We start from the raw sequence: 18,451 nt of genomic DNA on the forward strand, positions 1-18,451 counted from the left end.
CATCACGCACACGGCCGGCGGACCCGTGTTTTGCCTCGCAAGGAGCACCCGGATGTCCCAGACCACCTCGAATGCCGCCGACGGCATCGCCGCAGGCCGTCTCAGCGCCGAGCAGCTCGGCTGCAATTTTGCCGACGTCGCGCCGCCGCTTTCCGCGAACGCGGCCGTGATCGCGGCCGACCGCTGTCATTACTGTTACGACGCCCCTTGCGTGAACGCGTGCCCCACGGGCATCGACATTCCCGGCTTCATCCGCAAGATCGGCAACGGCAATCTGAGGGGCGCGGCGCGCGACATTCTGAGCGCGAACCCGCTGGGCGGCATGTGCGCGCGAGTGTGCCCCACCGAAATTCTCTGCGAAGGCGCCTGCGTGAGAAATCATCAGGATGGCGAGCCGGTTCGGATCGGCGCGCTGCAACGTCATGCCACCGACTTCCAGATGGCGCGCGAGGCCGCCGGTGCGCCTGCGCTCTTCAAGCGCGCGAGCGACACGTGCCGTCAGGTCGCGGTGGTCGGCGCGGGTCCCGCGGGTCTTGCCTGCGCGCACACGCTCGCGCTGGCCGGGCATCGCGTGAGCGTCTTCGATGCGGGCAAACATCCGGGCGGTCTGAACGAGTACGGCATCGCGGCGTACAAGACCGTCGATGATTACGCACAGCGCGAGGTGCGGTGGCTGCTTTCAATCGGCGGGATAGAACTGCGCCAGGGCCAGCGGCTGGGGCATGACATGACGCTAGAGGAACTACGCGCAGCGTACGACGCGGTGTTCATCGGCGTGGGACTCGGCGGCACGCACACGCTGTCCGTCGAAGGCGAAATGCTCGACGGCGTGCTCGATGCGGTGGATTTCATCGCAAGCGTTCGCACGGCCGACGATCTAGCCAGCGTGCCCGTCGGCCGCAAGGTGGTGGTGCTCGGAGGCGGCAACACGGCAATCGACGCCGCCGTGCAAAGCCGCAAGCTGGGCGCGGAGCGGGTGACGCTCGCCTATCGTCGCGGCGCAGCGCAGATGAGCGCCACCTGGGCCGAACTGGAGTTCGCGCGTAGCCAGGGTGTGGCCGTGGCCGAATGGATGAAGCCGCTGCGAATCGTCGGCGACACGCAGGTGCAGGCCGTGGAATTCGAGCGCACCGAGCTCGATATGGCCGGCGCGTTGCGCGGCACTGGGGAGATCGTGCGCGTGGAGGCCGACATGGTGCTGAAGGCCATTGGCCAGAAGCTCTTACCCGCAGGCCTTGATGGGCTGCAACTGACCGACGGAGCCGGGCGCATCGCAGTGGACGCGAACGGCGCCACCTCGCTCACGGGCGTTTTCGCAGGCGGCGACTGTGCCGGCCACGCCGGAACCGATCTGACCGTTCAGGCCGTGCAGGACGGCAAGCTCGCCGCGCACGCGATCGACCGCTTCCTTGCGAACCTGTCTGCGAGAGCCGCCTGAGCCGCGCGAAAGCTACATTGAATCAAGCTAAAACGAAGGAGTCGCATCATGGCCGACTTGCGCTGCACGATTGCCGGCATTCAATCGCCGAACCCGTTCTGGCTCGCTTCCGCGCCGCCCACCGACAAGGCCTACAACGTCAACCGCGCGTTCGAGGCGGGTTGGGGCGGCGTGGTCTGGAAGACGCTCGGGCTCGACCCGCACGTCGTGAACGTGAGTTCGCGCTACGGTGCGACCACCTGGCGCGGCCAGCGCATCGCAGGCCTGAACAACATCGAGCTGATCACCGACCGGCCGCTCGACGTGAACCTCAAAGAGATCGCGCAGGTGAAGCGGGACTGGCCCGACCGCGCGCTGATCGTCTCGCTGATGGTGCCGTGCAACGAGCATGACTGGAAGTGGATCCTGCCGCAGGTGGAAGCGACCGGCGCGGACGCGGTGGAACTCAACTTCGGCTGTCCGCACGGCATGAGCGAGCGCGGCATGGGCGCAGCGGTCGGACAGGTGCCCGAGTACATCGAAATGGTCACCCGCTGGGTGAAAGAAGGCACGCGCCTGCCTTGCCTCGTGAAGCTCACGCCGAACGTCACCGACATTCGTCAGGGCGCGCGCGCGGCGATGAAGGGCGGGGCGGACGGCGTCTCGCTGATCAACACGATCAACTCGATCGTAGGCGTCGATCTCGACGTGATGGCGCCGCTGCCCACCGTGGACGGCAAGGGCACGCATGGCGGGTATTGCGGTCCCGCCGCGAAGCCGATCGCGCTGCACATGGTCGCGGAAATTGCGCGCGACCCGCAAACGCATGGCTTGCCGATCTCCGGCATCGGCGGCATTTCCGACTGGCGCGACGCCGCGGAATTCATCGTGCTGGGAGCGGGCAGCGTGCAGGTTTGCACCGCCGCGATGCACTACGGCTTCCGCATCGTCGGCGACATGATCGACGGCCTGTCGAACTGGATGGACGACAAGGGCTACGCCAGCCTCGACACGATTCGCGGCCGCGCCGTGCCGAACGTCACCGACTGGCAATACCTGAACCTCAACTACGACATCAAGGCACGCATCGATCAGGACCGCTGCATCCAGTGTGGGCTCTGCCACATCGCCTGCGAAGATACCTCGCATCAGGCGATCACCGCCATCCGCGATGGCCAGCGCCACTTCGAGGTGGTCGATGCGAACTGCGTCGGGTGCAATCTATGCATGCATGTTTGCCCGGTCGATCAATGCATCACGATGGAGCGCGTCGATTCGGGCGAGCGCTACGAGAACTGGACCACGCACCCGAACAACCCGGCGCGTGTCGCCGACCCGAAAGCCGCCTGACACGTTGAAGCCGGACCGAGCCGAACCCACGACAAGCGACGGAGAACCCACTTCATGAGCCAGCCCTTAGCCGTCGACGCCACTGCGCGCCGCGCCGAAAGCGATCTATACAACGATGACCTCGCGCCCACCGGCGTCGCGCAGCGCACGTGGCGCTGGTATCACTTCGCGGCACTATGGGTGGGCATGGTGATGAACATCGCCTCGTACATGCTCGCCGCCGGCCTCACCGAGCAGGGCATGTCGCCCTGGCAGGCGGTGCTCACCGTGCTGCTCGGCAATCTGATCGTGCTCGTGCCGATGCTGCTGATCGGTCATGCGGGTACCAAGTACGGCATTCCTTATGCGGTGCTGGTGCGAGCATCGTTCGGCACCCAGGGTGCGAAGCTGCCCGCCATGCTGCGCGCCATCGTGGCGTGCGGCTGGTACGGCATTCAATCATGGCTGGGCGGCAGCGCCATCTATACGCTCGCCAACATCCTCACGCACAACGCGCTGGTGGGCAACGCAATGCCGTTTCTTGGCATTTCGATCGGGCAGGCCAGTTGCTTTCTCATCTTCTGGGTGCTGCAGCTGTACTTCATCCTGCACGGCACCGATTCGATCCGCTGGCTCGAAAGCTGGTCCGCGCCCATCAAGGTGGTGATGTGCGCAGTGCTCGTGTGGTGGGCCTGTTCGAGGGCAGGCGGAGTGGGCTCGATGCTGTCGCAATCGTCGCAGTTCGTTGCCGGCGGCAAGAAGGCGGGCCTGTTCTGGGCGACGTTCTGGCCGAGCCTCACGGCCATGGTGGGTTTCTGGGCCACGCTCGCGCTCAACATTCCCGACTTCACGCGCTTCGCAAAAACGCAAAAGGACCAGTTCGTGGGCCAGGCGATCGGCCTGCCCATTCCGATGGCATTGCTCTCGGTGGTCTCCGTGGTCGTGACGTCGGCAACGGTCGTGATTTACGGCAGGGCGATCTGGGACCCGATCGACCTCACGAGTCGCATGGAGGGCGTCGGCGTGGGCATCGCGCTCGTGATCCTCACGCTCGACACGATGTGCTGCAATCTTGCCGCGAATCTCGTCGGCCCAGCCTACGATTTTTCGAGCCTGTGGCCCAAGGGCATTTCGTACAAGACGGGCGGGCTCATCACCGCGGCCATCGCCATCGCGATGATGCCGTGGAAGATCCTCGCGACCACGCAGGACTACATCTTCACTTGGCTGGTCGGCTATTCGGCGCTGCTTGGGCCGGTGGCCGGCATCCTGATGGTCGACTACTTTCTGGTTCGCAGCACACGCCTCGATACGACCCAGCTCTTCGAGGAAAACGGCGAATACGCGTACTCGAACGGCTGGAACCCGGCGGCCGTGATCGCGCTGATCGCCGGGGTGCTGCCGAACCTGCCGGGCTTTCTGAATGTCGCGTTCCCGAATGTGTTTGCCTCGGTGCCCGACGCGTTCAAAAGCATTTATACCTATGCGTGGTTCGTGGGGCTCGCGATTGCGGCGCTCGTCTACGGCGTGATGATGAAAGTCGGCCGGAGCCGGCGCCCGAGCGTGGCGAGCGCGTGAGCGTTTCAAGCGTCAATGTTCAACTGAAGGAGACTTGGCATCATGGCGATCCTGATTCGAGGCGGCACCGTCGTCAATGCAGACAAGAGTTGGCGTGCGGACGTGCTCTGCGAAAACGGCGTGATCCAGAGCGTCGGTGAAAACCTCGACGCGCCCGCGGGCGCGACCGTGGTCGACGCCGGCGGTCAATATGTGATGCCTGGCGGCATCGATCCGCACACGCATATGGAACTGCCCTTCATGGGCACGACCGCCAGCGACGACTTCTACACGGGCACCGCGGCGGGGCTTGCGGGCGGCACGACATCCATCATCGACTTCGTGATCCCCAACCCGAAGCAGGCGCTGATGGATGCGTTTCGCGAGTGGCGCGGCTGGGCCGAAAAAGCCGCTGCCGACTATGGCTTTCACGTGGCGGTGACGTGGTGGGATGAAAGCGTGCATCGCGACATGGGGCTGCTCGTGAACGAGCATGGCGTGTCGAGCTTCAAGCACTTCATGGCCTACAAGAACGCGATCATGGCGGACGACGAGATCCTCGTGAACAGTTTTGCCCGCTCGCTCGAACTGGGCGCGCTGCCCACCGTGCATGCGGAAAACGGCGAGCTCGTATTTCAATTGCAACGTCAGTTGCTGGCGCGCGGCTTCACGGGTCCGGAGGCGCACCCGCTGTCGCGGCCGCCCGAAGTCGAAGGCGAGGCAGCGAATCGCGCGATCCGCATCGCCCAGGTATTGGGTGTGCCGGTGTACATCGTGCATGTGTCGGCGAAAGACGCGCTCGAGGCGATCACGCGCGCGCGCAGCGAAGGTCAGCGCGTATTCGGCGAAGTGCTCGCGGGGCATCTGGTGATCGATCAGGCCGTTTATCGCGACCCGGACTGGACGCGCGCCGCCGCCCACGTGATGAGCCCCCCGTTCCGTACGCAGGAGCATCGCGACGCGCTCTGGCGCGGACTTCAGGGCGGGCTGCTGCACACCACCGCGACTGACCATTGCGTGTTCTGCGCTTCGCAGAAAGCCATGGGCCGCCATGATTTCACGAGGATCCCGAACGGTTGTGGCGGCGTTGAGGATCGCATGGCGGTGTTGTGGGATCAAGGCGTGAACACCGGCCGGCTCACGCCGAACGAGTTCGTGCGCGTCACCTCCACCAATGCCGCGCAAATCTTCAACCTCTACCCGCGCAAGGGCACGGTGGCCGTCGGTGCCGACGCCGATATCGTCGTATGGGATCCCGAGGCCACGCGCACCATCTCGGTCAAAACGCATCATCAGAACGTGGACTTCAACGTGTTCGAGGGCATGACGGTGCGCGGCGTGCCGACCCACACCGTCTCGCAAGGCGAACTCGTCTGGGTGGACGGCGACCTGCGGGCGCGGCGAGGCGCCGGACGTTACCTGAAGCGTCCCGCGAATCCCGGCTATGTGCAGGCGTCGCGCCTCGCGAGGAGCCTGAAAGAGACGCAGCCCGTGCATCGCGAGGGTGACGCACCACAATAAAAGCGGCGACGCCTTGAGGCACAGCAGGGAAGGTCCAGCGCTCGGCGCGGCAGGATTGGTGTAATGCGGGCTCTGGCGCAAATAGCGCGGGGGCGAATCGGTTAAGGTGTCGGGCTGAACGAATTGAGAACCGACGATCAGCAAGCTGATGGGGCTGGACGAACTGTTCGCCGGCCGCCACTTTGACCGCGATGTGATCATTCTGTGTGTTCGCTGGCACCTGCGCTACAAGCTTAGCCTGCGAGATCTGGTCGAAATGATGGCGGAACGGGGCGTGGCTCTGGCGCACACGACGATCCTGCGCTGGGTGCGGCGCTTTGCGCCGGAGTTCGTCAAACGGTGGAACCGCTTTGGCAGGCCCACTGGCCAGTCGTGGCGTGTCGATGAGACCTACCTGAAGATTCGTGGTAAGTGGGTTTGCCTTTATCGAGCGGTTGATCGGGCTGGCCTGACGGTTGACTTCATGCTCCGTGCAAAGCGCGACGTGGAGGCGGCACAAGCCTTTTTCAGGAAGGCAATCAAACATCAAGGCCAGCCACCAAAGACCATCACGCTTGACGGCTATGCGGTCTCGCACGGTTCGCCACGCAGTGTGACGAACATTTCATCGAGGTGCCACGTGCTACGCGGCTTGCGGCGCGCCGCTTTCGGCGCTTAAACGTTCAAATCTAGCGTGCAGCGCGGTCAAGCGTCAACCTGATCGTATACCGGGTGTGTGATTGCGCACGTAGATATCCACCTGGCATCGCGAGCGCCGCTTGCCCTTATGAGCACGCGGCTCATGGCGGCTAGAAGATCCCGTTCGCAGCAAACACCTCCCACCCCCGCAGGGTTCGCCCCTACCGCAAGTGTAGGGGGTTGACCCATCCCGGACGCCTGCACGCATCTGCAGAATTCATCTACGGGTTCAGGTCGACGGTACCCAGTGAGTGCCCCAACGTAGAGCATGACCTCCAGCGCGGTTCGCGCTGGCTGCCCACTGAACGGAGGTCATATGTTCAGCATTCCAATCTGCCGGAACGGTTTTGCAGCGCTGCTGCTGCTATTCGCGTTGCCATCATTTGCCCAGTCGTTCCGCGTGCAATGTCCAACGACGACGACGCTCCATCCGACCGCATTGCCGGCCGGTGCGGGCGAACCGGCCTACACCGGCCCGTCCGAGACGTTGATCAATCATGCTATTACGCCGACGAATAAGATCAACGGCGCAATCAAGTGCCAGCAGATTTCAGGCGGCGATGGATACGCGACGATGGGCGACGGCACGCAAACCTATATGTTCTCGTTCGGCCCGCTGTCCGGTCTTGCCGACATTCGCAACGGACTGCCCGGCACCGAGTTCGCCTCGGTGTTCAACGTCCAGGGCGATGCGAAAACCAATCCGAACTACAACGGCGCGGTCGGCCTCGTGCCCGACCCGGAATCAGTGCCACCCGGTCAGTTGACGGGTCACGTCGACCCGCGGCCGATCATGGACATCGGCGTGATGAACGGCAACATTCCCGCGCCGACCATGGCCATCGACGAGGACGACGAGTTCTTCCTGACACTCACCAACGTCGGGATGATCATGCGCCCCGACCTGTTCGAGCAGCACACGGTGCACTTTCACGGCTATCCGAACGCGTCCGCGTTCTACGACGGGGTGCCGGATGCGTCGGTGGCGATCAACATCGGTGCGAGCTTTACGTACTACTACCTCGCGCCGGATGCCGGCACTTACTTCTGGCACTGCCACATCACGCCGCCTGAGCATTTGCAGATGGGGATGGTCGGGCAGATCTACGTGCGGCCCAGGCAGAACCGCGTCAAGACGGGGACGCTCTACGCCTCGCTGCAGACGCAGCAGACCGATCCGCGCACGGCATGCGGCAGCGACATTCTGTGTTCGACGCCGCTGCCGCCGCAAAACAGCGTGATGCACGTGAATAACAAGAGCGGCACGCCGACGCTTTACGCCTACAACGATGGCGACGGTTCGACTGCTTACGACGTCGAGTATCCGATCCAGATCCACGGCTTTGATCCGAACTTCCACTTCATCGGCATGACGTTCAATCCTGAGCCATTTGTCGACATGAAGGACAAGCATTTCATGTTGAACGGCCGCAGCTATCCGGACACGGTGACGCCGGGGCCGATGCAGACTCCGGTGGCGGACGGAACGAAGCACTATTCGCAACCGCTGCCCGCACTGGTCAACATTCCGGCCGGCGGCCGTGCGCTGCTCAGAATCTCTGACCTCGACGTCACGGAGTTTCAGACGCTCGCTTCGCTGGGTATTCCGATGCACGTGATCGGCATGAATGCGCGGCTGCTGCGCGACCTGGCTGGCAACGACATGACCTACAACACCAACTCGGTCACCCTGGGCGGCGGCGAGTCGGTCGACGTGATTCTCGACGCGAGCGATACGACCAAGTACGCGCCGGGCTCGGTCTATTACCTGTACACGCCGAACCTCGATCACCTGTCCAACGACGCCGAGAACTTCGGCGGGTTAATGACCGAGGTCCATATCTGCCACTCGGTGGACCCGACCACGAAGTCCTGCTCCTAGGAGAAATACCGTGGCTATTTTCGTCAACGCAAGGGGGATCGCCATGCGTGCGTACCCCGCATGCCTGGCGCGATTGGCACGCTACGCGCGATTCGGCGCCGCGTTGCTGGCGGCACTGATTTGCCTGCATGCGCAGGCCGCCGCGCCGGGCATCACCGGAACGACGTTCAATCTGAGCGCCGAGGCGAACCGTATCAGTCAACCGGACGGTTCGAGCATTTACGCGTGGGGTTACGGGTGCCGCACGGCGCCCGCGGGATTCTCGCCAGCGGGCATTGCGGGCGCGAACTGTCCCAGCATGCAGGTTCCGGGGCCGACACTGATCGTCAAACAGGGCGACGTCGTGACGGTCACGCTTACCAACAACCTGCCGGCCGCCGCGGGCAATACCTCGATCCTGTTTCCGGGCTTCCAGGTATGCGCCGCGGCGCTGAATCCGGACGGCACCTGTCCGGCGACGCAGACCGGCGTGCCGGGTGTGCTGACACGCGAGGCGACCCACGGCAATACGGTCACCTACAGCTTCGTGGCTGCGACGCCGGGAACGCATAGCTACTACAGTGGCACGCAAGGCGATCTGCAGATCGAAATGGGCTTGTCCGGCGCGCTGATCGTGTTGCCGACCAGCTCGCCCGGGACCCTCGCGGTGCCGACGGGCTGCCGCGCCGTATCCTCGACGCTGCCCGACGGACAGCCCGATTACCGGAATGCCGCGGCGGCCTACAACCATAGCGCGACCTGCTACGACCGCGAGTATCTGTTCCAGTTTTCCGAAATGGATCCGCGCATTCACTCGCAGGCGGAACAGCAGGCGGCCAAAGCGTGCACCCAGTCCACCGGTTGTATGACCGTCGAAACCGAGCCCTATCACCCGGCCTATTTCCTGATCAACGGGCGCTCCATGCCTGATGACATGGACCCGAACTACGCGCCGCAATATCCGAATCAGCCGTACAACGGCAATCCGCACATGCATCCCGGCGAACTGGTGCTGCTGCGGGTGATCGGCACGGGGCGCTGGCAGCATCCGTTCCACGAACACGGCAATCACGTGCGCGTGCTGGCGCGCGACGGCAACCTGCTGCTCAGCAAGACGGATGCGACCAAGCTCGCCGGCCCCTTGCTGTTCACGACCACGACCACGCCGGGCCTCGCGATGGACGGCATCTTCTACTGGACCGGCAAAGGCCTGAATTGGGACGTGTACGGACACAAGCCGGGCGATGGCAGCGTCTGCATTCCGGATGCGAACGGCTACTACACCGCTGACCCGAAAGCGCCGAATTACTACGAGTGGTGCGCCGATCACAACAAGGCGCTGGAAGCTCATCCATTTGGCAACGTGGGCAGCGGCGGTCCGGTCACCTTGCCGGATGCGCGTGTGCTGACCAACGGCGCCTGGTTCGGTGGCAGTCCCTATCTCGGGCCCGACGCCACGGCACGAGCGACCGCTTACAACGGGACGACGCCGCCCAGCGGCACGGTTGCTAACTCACCGTCTGCGGAAGCCGGCTTCGCCTACATGTGGCACTCACACAATGAACGCGAGATCACCACGAACAACATTTTCCCTGGCGGAATGATGATGATGATGCTCGTGGATCCACAAGCTTTCACGATCAACGAAGGCAATTAGAGGCGGGGAGAAACGCGATGAGATCCACCCATTTCAAAGGGACGCTCCTCGGTCTGATCAAGGCGGGCGTCGCCGCAACGATTGTGCTCACGGCGAGCGGCATGGCCTGCGCCCAAAGCGTCAGTCTGACGGCGCAGGCCTCGACGATTGCGCTTCCCGACGGACAGGTCGTGCCGATGTGGGGTTACGCCTGTTCAGCGGCGGCGACGGCGCCCGCCACATGCGCGGCGTCGAATGCGGGCGCGGGCGCAAACTGGTCGCCTGTCGTGATCACGGTGCCGCCCGGCTCGCTGACCATCAATCTCACGAACAGTCTGCCGGGGTCGATACCGACTTCGCTTGTCGTGGTCGGCCAACTCGGTGTCGGCCAAGGCACGACGGCGACGAGCACGGCAAGCCCGGTGCATGCGACGCAAACCGCGACCACCTGGCCGATCGCCAGCAGCGCGAGCGGCGCGAGTTTCACGCCGCCCGCCCAGCCGCCGCGTGTGCAGTCGTTCGCCAACGAAGTGACGCATGGAAAGACGACCTCCCTGACCTGGAACAATCTCAGCCCCGGCACTTACCTGATCGAGTCGGGCACGCATCCGTCCATTCAAGGGCCGATGGGCCTGTACGGCGTACTGGTGGTCAGAACGCCGGCCAATGGCTCGACGCGCGCGCTGGCCTATCCCGGCGTCAGCTATGACGCGGACGTGCCGCTCGTGCTGAGCGAAATCGATCCGGTGCAGAACGCCGCCGTGGCATCGGCGGTGACGACGTCCGGCTTCAGCGAGACCACAGTCTGGTCCGGTCACCCGACCACCGGCAAGCCGACCGGCACGAACTGCTCGATCTGCGTGACCAACCCGTCCGGCGACGGCACGAAGATGCTGCCCGCAGGCAAGTACGTGGTCGAAGTCATCGTCCCGCCGGGTTATGAACTCGTGAAGGAGGAGGACAAGAACATCCTGATCGGCGATAACTACATCGCGCCGGTGACGCAACAGTTCGGCAGTCTCGGCAACATCTTCATCCTGCCCGACCAGGCGGCGGTGAATTCGAGCTACAACGCCAACAATGCGCAGAACCCGACCACGGATCTCGGCATGCAGCCTCGCAACGAAGAGGTCACCGGCGTCATTCAACCTGCCTGGCCGTGCGTGGGCGCGCTGCGGATCGTGCCCGACTACATCAGCCTGTTCCCCGGTTCGCAGGAAGTCGCACCGTTCGCGGGCGCGTCCCGGCATCTGTGCGACCGCAAGGAAGTCACGCTGACCAACCAGATGTCGGCGGTCGCGAAGTTCTGGGTGTTCAGCTCCACGCATGTCGCCGCTCACTTCACGGGCTTCATGCTGGATGACTTCTCGTCGGAATTCGACCCGTACTCGCCGCAGTTCGGTGAAAAGTTCGCGGTGCCGAACGTGCCGGTTTCGCTGAAGGACTTTGCCGGCAACGAAGTGTCGCGTGTGTATTCGGATCAGTGGGGCATCTTCAACGGCCTGAACTATTCGACGTGGCAAGTGAATCCGCCGAACCCGACGGGTTACGCGCCGACCATGATGGTGGCCTGCATGAACGATCCCGACATGCCCGATCCGGCGCATCCCGGCCAGACGAAACGCGATCCGCTCTATAACCCGGCGTACAGCCAGTTCTGCTACGAGATTCCGTTCATGCCCGGCCAGACGCAGTACATGGATACCCCGGTCGTGCCGGTCCAGGCGTTCGCGGACGGCTACAACCAGCCCGACTGCGCGTATCCCGACGCGACCCCGGCCGTCTCGACGGTGACCGGCGACTCGAGCGGCGGCGGGGCGGGTCCGTGGGTCAGTGCGGCCGGCCATGCGCTGACGATCAAATCGCTCGGCGACCAGACCGTGGTCAACCATGCCTATACAGGACCGGCCGCGACCACGGCGCCGTATAACCAGAAGTTCGTCACGCGTCACTATGGCTTCGGGGCCGTGCAGGGCACGGGCACCGTGACGATTGGCGGTGTCGTCGCGCCGGTGACCTCGTGGAGCGACACGCAGATCACGGTGACGGTGCCGAACCTGAGCGCGGCGCAGTCGAGCTGCACGATCCAGCAGCGTGGCGTCAACACGACGACGCGTTGCGGTGAACTGTCGATCACGGCCGGCAACGGCAAGAAGTCGATCGATACCGTCACGGTTACGATCGGCGGCAAGGCGCCGACGTATGTGGCTGGCGAGAACGGCACGAGCAACGCCATTCAGAAGGCCATCGATAGTGCAACCCCGGGTGACATGATCATCGTCGGACCCGGCGTCTACAACGAGATGCTGTTGATGTGGAAGCCGGTTCGTCTGCAAGGCGTCGGCGCGAGTTCCGTGACGGTCAACGCGAATCCCCACCCGTCCGGCAAGATGGACCCGTGGCGCAGACAGGTCGACTGCCTGTTCGGCGTGGCGCTAAACGGTGGGCTGATCAGCTCCGGCAACCCGTACGACCCGACCGGAAAGTACTCGTGCAGCACCGCGATGCAACGAAAAGTGGATGCGATTCCGCTGGAACCGACGATAGGCTGGGACAACACGCTCAACGGCAACCTCGGCGAACTGCTGATCGAACCCACGCTGATGGGTGCCTACGAAGGCGCCGCCATCACGGTGCTCGCCAAGGGCGTGCGCGACGTGAACAACGCGGCAGATCCGAACTGCACGGCCAACGGCATCTGCACGCCGCTCACCAGCAGCAACGCGGATTGCACTCAGTACCCCAGCAACTTCCTGTGCAATCCGTCGCGGGTGGACGGCATGACCTTCACGAATAGCTCGCAAGGCGGGGGCGGGATCTTCCTGCACGGCTGGAACCACTACACGGAGGTGTCGAACAACCGCGTGTCGAGCAACGCCGGAACGCTCACGGGCGGCATCACGATCGGCCAGGTCGAAGTGCCGGACGGCACGATCGCGGCGAACGGCATCACGCAGTTGCCGTTCGCGTACAACACCCATGTGAACGTGCACCACAACGCGGTGACCGCGAACGCATCGTATGGCGATGAAATCAACTCGACGACGCCTTCGTCCGCAGCCGGTGTGACGTTCTGCTCGGGCGCCGACAACTATCACTTCAACTACAACTGGGTGTGCGGCAATATCAGCAGCGGCGACGGCGGCGGCATCGCTCACTTCGGCTTCAGCTACAACGGCGACATCTCGCACAACTGGGTGATCTTCAACCAGAGCAACAACCCGACGTTGCCCACGTACGGCGGCGGCATCATCGCCCAGGGCGTGCCGCCGGACGGCACCTTCTGTGAAAACTCGACGGTCGACATCGACTGCGCGCCGCAGCTTTCCGACGGCGTCGGCCCGGGCCTCGTGATCGATGGCAACCTGATTGTCGGCAATACCGCGGAAAGCGGTAAAGGCGGCGGTCTGCGCTTGCAGAACATCAACGGCACGGACGTGCAGCGCAGTCCGAACAACCGCAACGCGTGGCACGACGTTAGCGTGATCAACAACATCATCGCGAACAACGTGGCGGGCTGGTCGGGTGGTGGTGTGTCGCTGCAGGACGCGGTGCGGGTGAGCTTCGTCAATAACACGGTGATCTCGAACGATTCGACTTCGTCGGCCGGCGTGCTGTTCAACACGGCGCTGGCTGCACAGGCGAACGTCGGGCCGCCGAACTGCACGACGGTGGGCGCCGAAACGACCTGCAGCCCGATCACGACATCCACGTTCCAACCGTCGGGTCTCGAGGTCGCGCGGCATACGTCGAACTTCATCAGTGCGTTCACGAGCCCGAACGTGGTGTGTCCTGGCAACCTGCCGAACTGCACGAGGTTCTCCAACCCGGTGCTGACGAACAACGTGTTCTGGCAAAACCGCTCGTTCTATATCACCGTGGCTGGACTCAATCCGAACATTCCGGGCCTGCAGAACACGGTCGCACTGAACCCGACGCTGAACCAGTCGGGCCAGAAGACCGGGTATTGCGATCCGCATGCGATGTATTGGGACATCGGCGCGTATGGCGATGTGAAGCCCTCGACTCACGAGTCGGGGGTGACGCTGGCCCCGCAGTATTCGATCCTGACCGATGCCGGCGATTACCCGAACGCGCACAACAGCGGTGCGAATCCGAACGTGGTCAGCCAGTACTGCAACGGTTCGCGTGTGCCGCCTGAAGGTGGCGGTAACGGCTTTGCGGTGCCTCCGGGGATTGCCGACACGGTGCTGCCGAATCCGCTCTTCAGCCTGCTGCCCTCGGCCACGCCGGATGAAGGCAACAACTGGATCAACATGTCGTACGGGCCGCTGTCGCTGTTCAACGCGACGATCCCGTCGGGCACCGCCGGCTACGGCGTGCCGCTCGGCAACTATGCGATCCAGTCGAATTCGCCGGCGGTCAACGCAGCCACGCCGGTTGGTGCGCCGAACCACGACTTCTTCGGCACGGCCCGCCCGCAAAACGGGGGGGTCGATATCGGCGCGGTCGAGTTGCCGCGCACGGGTGGACTTGCCGGTCTCGCTGGGCTGGTGACAGGAAGCAATCTGTCGTTCGGTCCCGCAGGGCTCGACCAGTTGCTGAACGTCATCAACGACGCGACTCAGGTGCAAAGTACCCTGACGGGAGCCTTGCCATGAAACACCCATTGTCGTCGGCGTGGCGCAGAGCATCGCTGCTATCGGGAGTTTGTCTGGCCGCGACCATGCTGGATGCAGCCGCGGCGCAGCAAAACCCGGCGGCCGCGACTTCGCCAGGGGCGTCGCCGTATATGCCGGTGAAAGTGCCGCAGCACGCGCAGCAGCTGTATCAAATGATGCATGGCGTCGACAACCTGAGCGTGCGGCGCACCGCCTCCGGCAATCTGCTGCGCTTCAGCTATCGGGTCACCGACCCGGCGGTCGCGCAGTTGCTCGGCGACAAGAACTCGACGCCGTATCTGTATGGCGAGAGAAGTCATGCATTGCTCGAAGTGTCGGTGATGGACACGATCGGCCAGCTTCGCCAGACCGGTCCGCAGGAGGTCGGCCAGCAATACTGGGTGGTGTTCTCCAACAAAGGCAACCTGATCAGGGCAGGCGATCGCGTCAACGTGCTGATCGGCACGTTTCATATCGATGGACTGGTGGTCGAATGATCGCGTCAGCGATCCGCGAAGAAAGGGAGGGGTGAGCCATGAAGCGGTTGTTTTCGATGACGGTCCCGATGGCGGCCTTGCTGGCCGCGGCCCTGATGCCGGCCGCGGCGTCGGCGGCCGACCTGAGCGCGGCGCAGATCGTGGAGCGCAACGTCGCTGCGCGCGGCGGTCTGAAGGCGTGGCACGCCGTCAACACGATAACGATGACAGGACAGATCGACGTGGGCGGCACCAAACCAGTCAAGCTGCCGTTCACGATGACGATGAAGCGGCCGCACAAGAGCCGCTTTGAACTTCGTTTCGACAATCAGACCGCGTATCAGGTCTACGACGGTTCGCAAGGCTGGAAAGTCCGGCCGTTCCTCGGACGAAATGACGCCGAGCCTTATACGTCCGCCGAGGCGAAATCGGCCGCGAACACCGCCGATCTCGACGGCCCGCTGATCGACTACGCGAGCAAGGGCAGCCAGGTCGCGGTGCAGGGCATGGATACCGTGGAGGGCCACCGCGCCTACAGGCTCATGCTGACGACGAAAGATCACACCGAGCGTCATGTGTGGATCGACGCGACGAACTTTCTCGAGCTGAAAATGGATGGCGACCCGCGCAAGCTTGACGGGCGCATGCACAACGTCGCCGTCTACTTCCGCGATTACCACGCGGAAAACGGCCTGGTCGTGCCGCATACGCTCGAGACAATAGTCGCGGGCGTGAAGCAGACCCATCAGATGACGATTCAGCACGTGACGGTGAATCAGGCCGCCGACGATTCGCTGTTCGCCAAGCCGCAACTCGTCATGGTCAAGGTGCCGGCTCGCTAGCGACGGCAGCACACCGGGAGAAGGTCATGAAACGGATTTCTTGGTGGTGGTTGCTGGTGGCGATAGCCGCCGCGTTCGCGCTGGAGCAGATGCCGGCCGCGAGGTCGGACGACAGCCTTGGCACGGAGGAAATCGTCGCGAGGAACGCCGAGGCTCGCGGCGGCGCGGATGCCTGGCGCAAGGTCATGTCGATGGAGTGGGTCGGGCACGTGGACAGTCCGAATGCACCCGCGTCGAATCTGCCATTCATGCTCACGTTGAAACGTCCCGACCTTACTCGCTTCGAGGTCACGGCGGCCAATCAGATGATCGTGCACGTATTCGACGGCAAGGAAGGCTGGAAAGTGCGCCCGTCGGGAAGCGGCGGTCCGGATGTGCGCCCGTATACGAGCGATGAAGTGAAGTTCGCGCGCGACGCGCAGGTCATCGACGGCCCGTTGCTCGATCACGCCGCGAAGGGCATCGACGTCGCACTCGAAGGCACCGACAAGGTCGAAGGACGCGATACCTATCGTCTGTCGCTGCGCTTGCCCTCCGGTGCGACGCGCCACGTGTGGGTCGACGCGCAGAATTTCCTCGATGTGAAGTCCGACCGCGAGGCGCGCGGTCCTTCGGGCCAGCCCGCGATCGTCGAGGTGATGTATCGCGACTTCAGGGACGTGGATGGCGTGCGGATTCCGTTCGTCATCGAAAGCGGCCCGATCGGGACGGATAGGAAAGACCGGCTGGTGATCGACAAGGTCAGGCTCAATCCGCCCCTCGACAGATTGACGTTCGCCAAACCTGTTTGGCAGGGGCGGCACGCTTCCGTCACGATCGGCGCCGACACCTCGCCGGCGAGCGGCTCGCCGGTCCGGCCGGTTCCTTAGTCATGCGCCGCGCCGGGTTCTTTGGGGTAGCGGCCGCGCTTGCCGCGCTGCTGCTGGCCGGCGTGCAACTAGCGCGCGGCGCGCCTCCCATCGATGCCGGCGAGTCGATCTACCAGCGCGGCATTGCCGGCTCCGGGGAAGCGGTTCAAGCGAGCCACGATGGCGGCGTGCGCATGCAAGGCGCCGCCGTCGCATGCATGAATTGCCATCGGCGCAGCGGGCTCGGCGCGCGCGAAGGCAACAGCACCATTCCACCGATCAGCGGGCAGTATCTGTTCCACCCGCGGGTTCAGAATCCCGAGGAGCTGGAGATACCCTACGTCGACGGCATGCGGGCCAATCGCGAGCCGTACACGGACGCGACGATCGCCCGTGCGATCCGCGAAGGCGTCGACTCCGAGGGCAAGCCACTCAGCAATCTGATGCCGCAGTTTGCGCTGAACGACGCGGACATGGCGGCGTTGATCGGCTATCTGAAGCGGCTCGACCGGCGCAGGGCGCCGGGCGTCACGGATACCGTGCTGCACTTCGCGACGATCATCACACCGGACGCGGATCCGGTGAAACGGCGCGGCATGCTCGACGTGCTGGAACACTATTTCGCCGACAAGAACGCTTCGCCGCTCGGTGCAACGCCGCCGCTGCGCACCTCGCGCAAGATGATGTTCATGGTCAACCGACGCTGGGAGTTGCATGTGTGGGAACTGCACGGCCCACCCGAGACCTGGCACGAGCAGTTGAAAGCGTATCTGAGGCAGCAACCCGTATTTGCGGTGTTGTCGGGAATCGGCGGCAAGAACTGGGCGCCCGTTCACGACTTCTGCGAGCAGGAAGCGGTGCCGTGCCTCTTTCCCAACGTCGACGTGCCAGTCGAGACCGACCAGGACTTTTACTCGATGTATTTCTCGAAGGGCGTTCTGCTCGAGGCCGGGCTGATCGCGAAGCGTATTCTCGACGCGAATAGCGGCTCACCGGCTGGCATGGTGAAGACCGTACGCCAGGTGTATCGCGCGGGCGACAGCGGCGAGGCGGCGGCGCTTGCGCTCGCGAGCGCACTGAAGGACCACGGCGTGAGCGTATCGAGCCACAGGCTCGCGCCGGGCGATAGCGTTGCCGAAGCGCTTCGCGGTGCGCGTGGAGCAGATGCGCTGGTGCTGTGGCTGCGGCCACCTGATATCGCGGCGGTCGCAGGCAAGCCGCCCGCTTCGACTCAGGTCTTTGTGTCGGGACTGATGGGTGGCCTGGACCGCATACCCTTGCCGCAAAGGTGGCGCGACGCCGCGCGTATCGCCTATCCGGTCGACCTGCCCGAGGGACGGCGCGTGCGTGTCGATTACGCGTTCGGCTGGTTCGCGATCAGGCATATTCAGGTCGTCGACGAGCGCGTTCAGGCGGATACCTATCTCGCGTGCGGGCTGCTCGCCGAGACCCTCAGTCACATGGCCGATGCGTTCGTCAGAGACTACCTGGTAGAACGCGTCGATGACATGCTCGACCATCGGATCCTGACGGGCTACTATCCGCGCCTGACGCTCGCGCCGGGTCAGCGCTTTGCCTCGAAGGGCGGTTATCTCGTTCGCTTTGCGCAACCCGAGAACACGCGTGTCGTTGCCGATGGCGCGTGGATCGTGCCCTAGCAGCCG

Annotated in this window: 11 protein-coding genes and 2 pseudogenes; 12 read left to right on the forward strand and 1 reads right to left on the reverse strand. The window is 63.9% G+C overall.

Annotated features, from left to right (window positions below; all coding sequences use genetic code 11):
• Positions 1-52 precede the first annotated feature (52 nt).
• From ACLFKU_RS05505 to ACLFKU_RS05525, 5 genes and pseudogenes are all read left to right on the forward strand, one after another.
• Positions 53-1,438, forward strand: coding sequence for an NAD(P)-dependent oxidoreductase (locus ACLFKU_RS05505; protein ID WP_410848423.1), 1,386 nt, complete (start codon positions 53-55; stop codon positions 1,436-1,438).
• A gap of 48 nt (positions 1,439-1,486) precedes the next feature.
• Positions 1,487-2,767 (forward strand): NAD-dependent dihydropyrimidine dehydrogenase subunit PreA, encoded by a 1,281-nt coding sequence (gene preA / locus ACLFKU_RS05510; RefSeq protein ID WP_410848424.1) that lies wholly within the window; start codon positions 1,487-1,489, stop codon positions 2,765-2,767.
• A 54-nt stretch (positions 2,768-2,821) separates the two neighbouring features.
• Positions 2,822-4,324 carry an NCS1 family nucleobase:cation symporter-1 gene (locus ACLFKU_RS05515; protein ID WP_410848425.1) on the forward strand — a complete coding sequence of 501 codons (1,503 nt, stop codon included), beginning with the start codon at positions 2,822-2,824 and terminating at the stop codon, positions 4,322-4,324.
• A 42-nt stretch (positions 4,325-4,366) separates the two neighbouring features.
• Positions 4,367-5,824: a dihydropyrimidinase gene (gene hydA / locus ACLFKU_RS05520; RefSeq protein WP_368581523.1), complete on the forward strand. Its 1,458-nt coding sequence runs from the start codon at positions 4,367-4,369 to the stop codon at positions 5,822-5,824.
• Between the two features lie 136 nt (positions 5,825-5,960).
• Positions 5,961-6,419: pseudogene (locus ACLFKU_RS05525) on the forward strand (IS6 family transposase); the annotation flags it as partial.
• Here the strand turns inward: ACLFKU_RS05525 and ACLFKU_RS05530 are convergent.
• A pseudogene (locus ACLFKU_RS05530) lies at positions 6,401-6,472 on the reverse strand (IS6 family transposase); the annotation flags it as partial. The pseudogenes ACLFKU_RS05525 and ACLFKU_RS05530 sit on opposite strands and share 19 nt — an antisense overlap.
• 346 nt (positions 6,473-6,818) lie before the next feature.
• Here ACLFKU_RS05530 and ACLFKU_RS05535 point away from each other — a divergent pair.
• The 7 genes from ACLFKU_RS05535 to ACLFKU_RS05565 are packed head-to-tail and all read left to right on the forward strand — an operon-like array spanning position 6,819 to position 18,445.
• Positions 6,819-8,384, forward strand: a complete 1,566-nt coding sequence (locus tag ACLFKU_RS05535; RefSeq protein ID WP_368581524.1) for a multicopper oxidase domain-containing protein — start codon at positions 6,819-6,821, stop codon at positions 8,382-8,384.
• 43 nt (positions 8,385-8,427) lie between these two features.
• Complete coding sequence (locus ACLFKU_RS05540) at positions 8,428-10,020, forward strand: multicopper oxidase domain-containing protein (protein ID WP_368581692.1); 1,593 nt, start codon at positions 8,428-8,430, stop codon at positions 10,018-10,020.
• 17 nt (positions 10,021-10,037) lie between these two features.
• Positions 10,038-14,621: a choice-of-anchor Q domain-containing protein gene (locus ACLFKU_RS05545; protein WP_410848426.1), complete on the forward strand. Its 4,584-nt coding sequence runs from the start codon at positions 10,038-10,040 to the stop codon at positions 14,619-14,621.
• Positions 14,618-15,118, forward strand: coding sequence for a hypothetical protein (locus ACLFKU_RS05550; protein WP_410848427.1), 501 nt, complete (start codon positions 14,618-14,620; stop codon positions 15,116-15,118). Before ACLFKU_RS05545 ends, ACLFKU_RS05550 begins: the two co-directional genes overlap by 4 nt.
• 38 nt (positions 15,119-15,156) lie before the next feature.
• Positions 15,157-15,939 (forward strand): outer membrane lipoprotein-sorting protein, encoded by a 783-nt coding sequence (locus ACLFKU_RS05555; protein ID WP_368581527.1) that lies wholly within the window; start codon positions 15,157-15,159, stop codon positions 15,937-15,939.
• Positions 15,940-15,965: 26 nt separating this feature from the next.
• Entirely contained in the window at positions 15,966-16,808 is an 843-nt protein-coding gene (locus ACLFKU_RS05560) for a hypothetical protein (protein WP_410848428.1), read from the forward strand.
• A 2-nt stretch (positions 16,809-16,810) separates the two neighbouring features.
• Positions 16,811-18,445, forward strand: a complete 1,635-nt coding sequence (locus ACLFKU_RS05565) for a c-type cytochrome (protein ID WP_410848429.1) — start codon at positions 16,811-16,813, stop codon at positions 18,443-18,445.
• Positions 18,446-18,451 lie beyond the last annotated feature (6 nt).

Source organism: Paraburkholderia sp. EG304, assembly GCF_046543485.1.
Classification (GTDB): Bacteria; Pseudomonadota; Gammaproteobacteria; order Burkholderiales; family Burkholderiaceae; genus Paraburkholderia; species Paraburkholderia youngii.

Bases quoted from the DNA above. Each gene is read 5' to 3' on its own strand.
- ACLFKU_RS05505 (WP_410848423.1), top strand. From the start codon at position 53: ATGTCCCAGACCACCTCGAATGCCGCCGACGGCATCGCCGCAGGCCGT.
- preA (WP_410848424.1), top strand. From the start codon at position 1,487: ATGGCCGACTTGCGCTGCACGATTGCCGGCATTCAATCGCCGAACCCG.
- ACLFKU_RS05515 (WP_410848425.1), top strand. From the start codon at position 2,822: ATGAGCCAGCCCTTAGCCGTCGACGCCACTGCGCGCCGCGCCGAAAGC.
- hydA (WP_368581523.1), top strand. From the start codon at position 4,367: ATGGCGATCCTGATTCGAGGCGGCACCGTCGTCAATGCAGACAAGAGT.
- ACLFKU_RS05535 (WP_368581524.1), top strand. From the start codon at position 6,819: ATGTTCAGCATTCCAATCTGCCGGAACGGTTTTGCAGCGCTGCTGCTG.
- ACLFKU_RS05540 (WP_368581692.1), top strand. From the start codon at position 8,428: ATGCGTGCGTACCCCGCATGCCTGGCGCGATTGGCACGCTACGCGCGA.
- ACLFKU_RS05545 (WP_410848426.1), top strand. From the start codon at position 10,038: ATGAGATCCACCCATTTCAAAGGGACGCTCCTCGGTCTGATCAAGGCG.
- ACLFKU_RS05550 (WP_410848427.1), top strand. From the start codon at position 14,618: ATGAAACACCCATTGTCGTCGGCGTGGCGCAGAGCATCGCTGCTATCG.
- ACLFKU_RS05555 (WP_368581527.1), top strand. From the start codon at position 15,157: ATGAAGCGGTTGTTTTCGATGACGGTCCCGATGGCGGCCTTGCTGGCC.
- ACLFKU_RS05560 (WP_410848428.1), top strand. From the start codon at position 15,966: ATGAAACGGATTTCTTGGTGGTGGTTGCTGGTGGCGATAGCCGCCGCG.
- ACLFKU_RS05565 (WP_410848429.1), top strand. From the start codon at position 16,811: ATGCGCCGCGCCGGGTTCTTTGGGGTAGCGGCCGCGCTTGCCGCGCTG.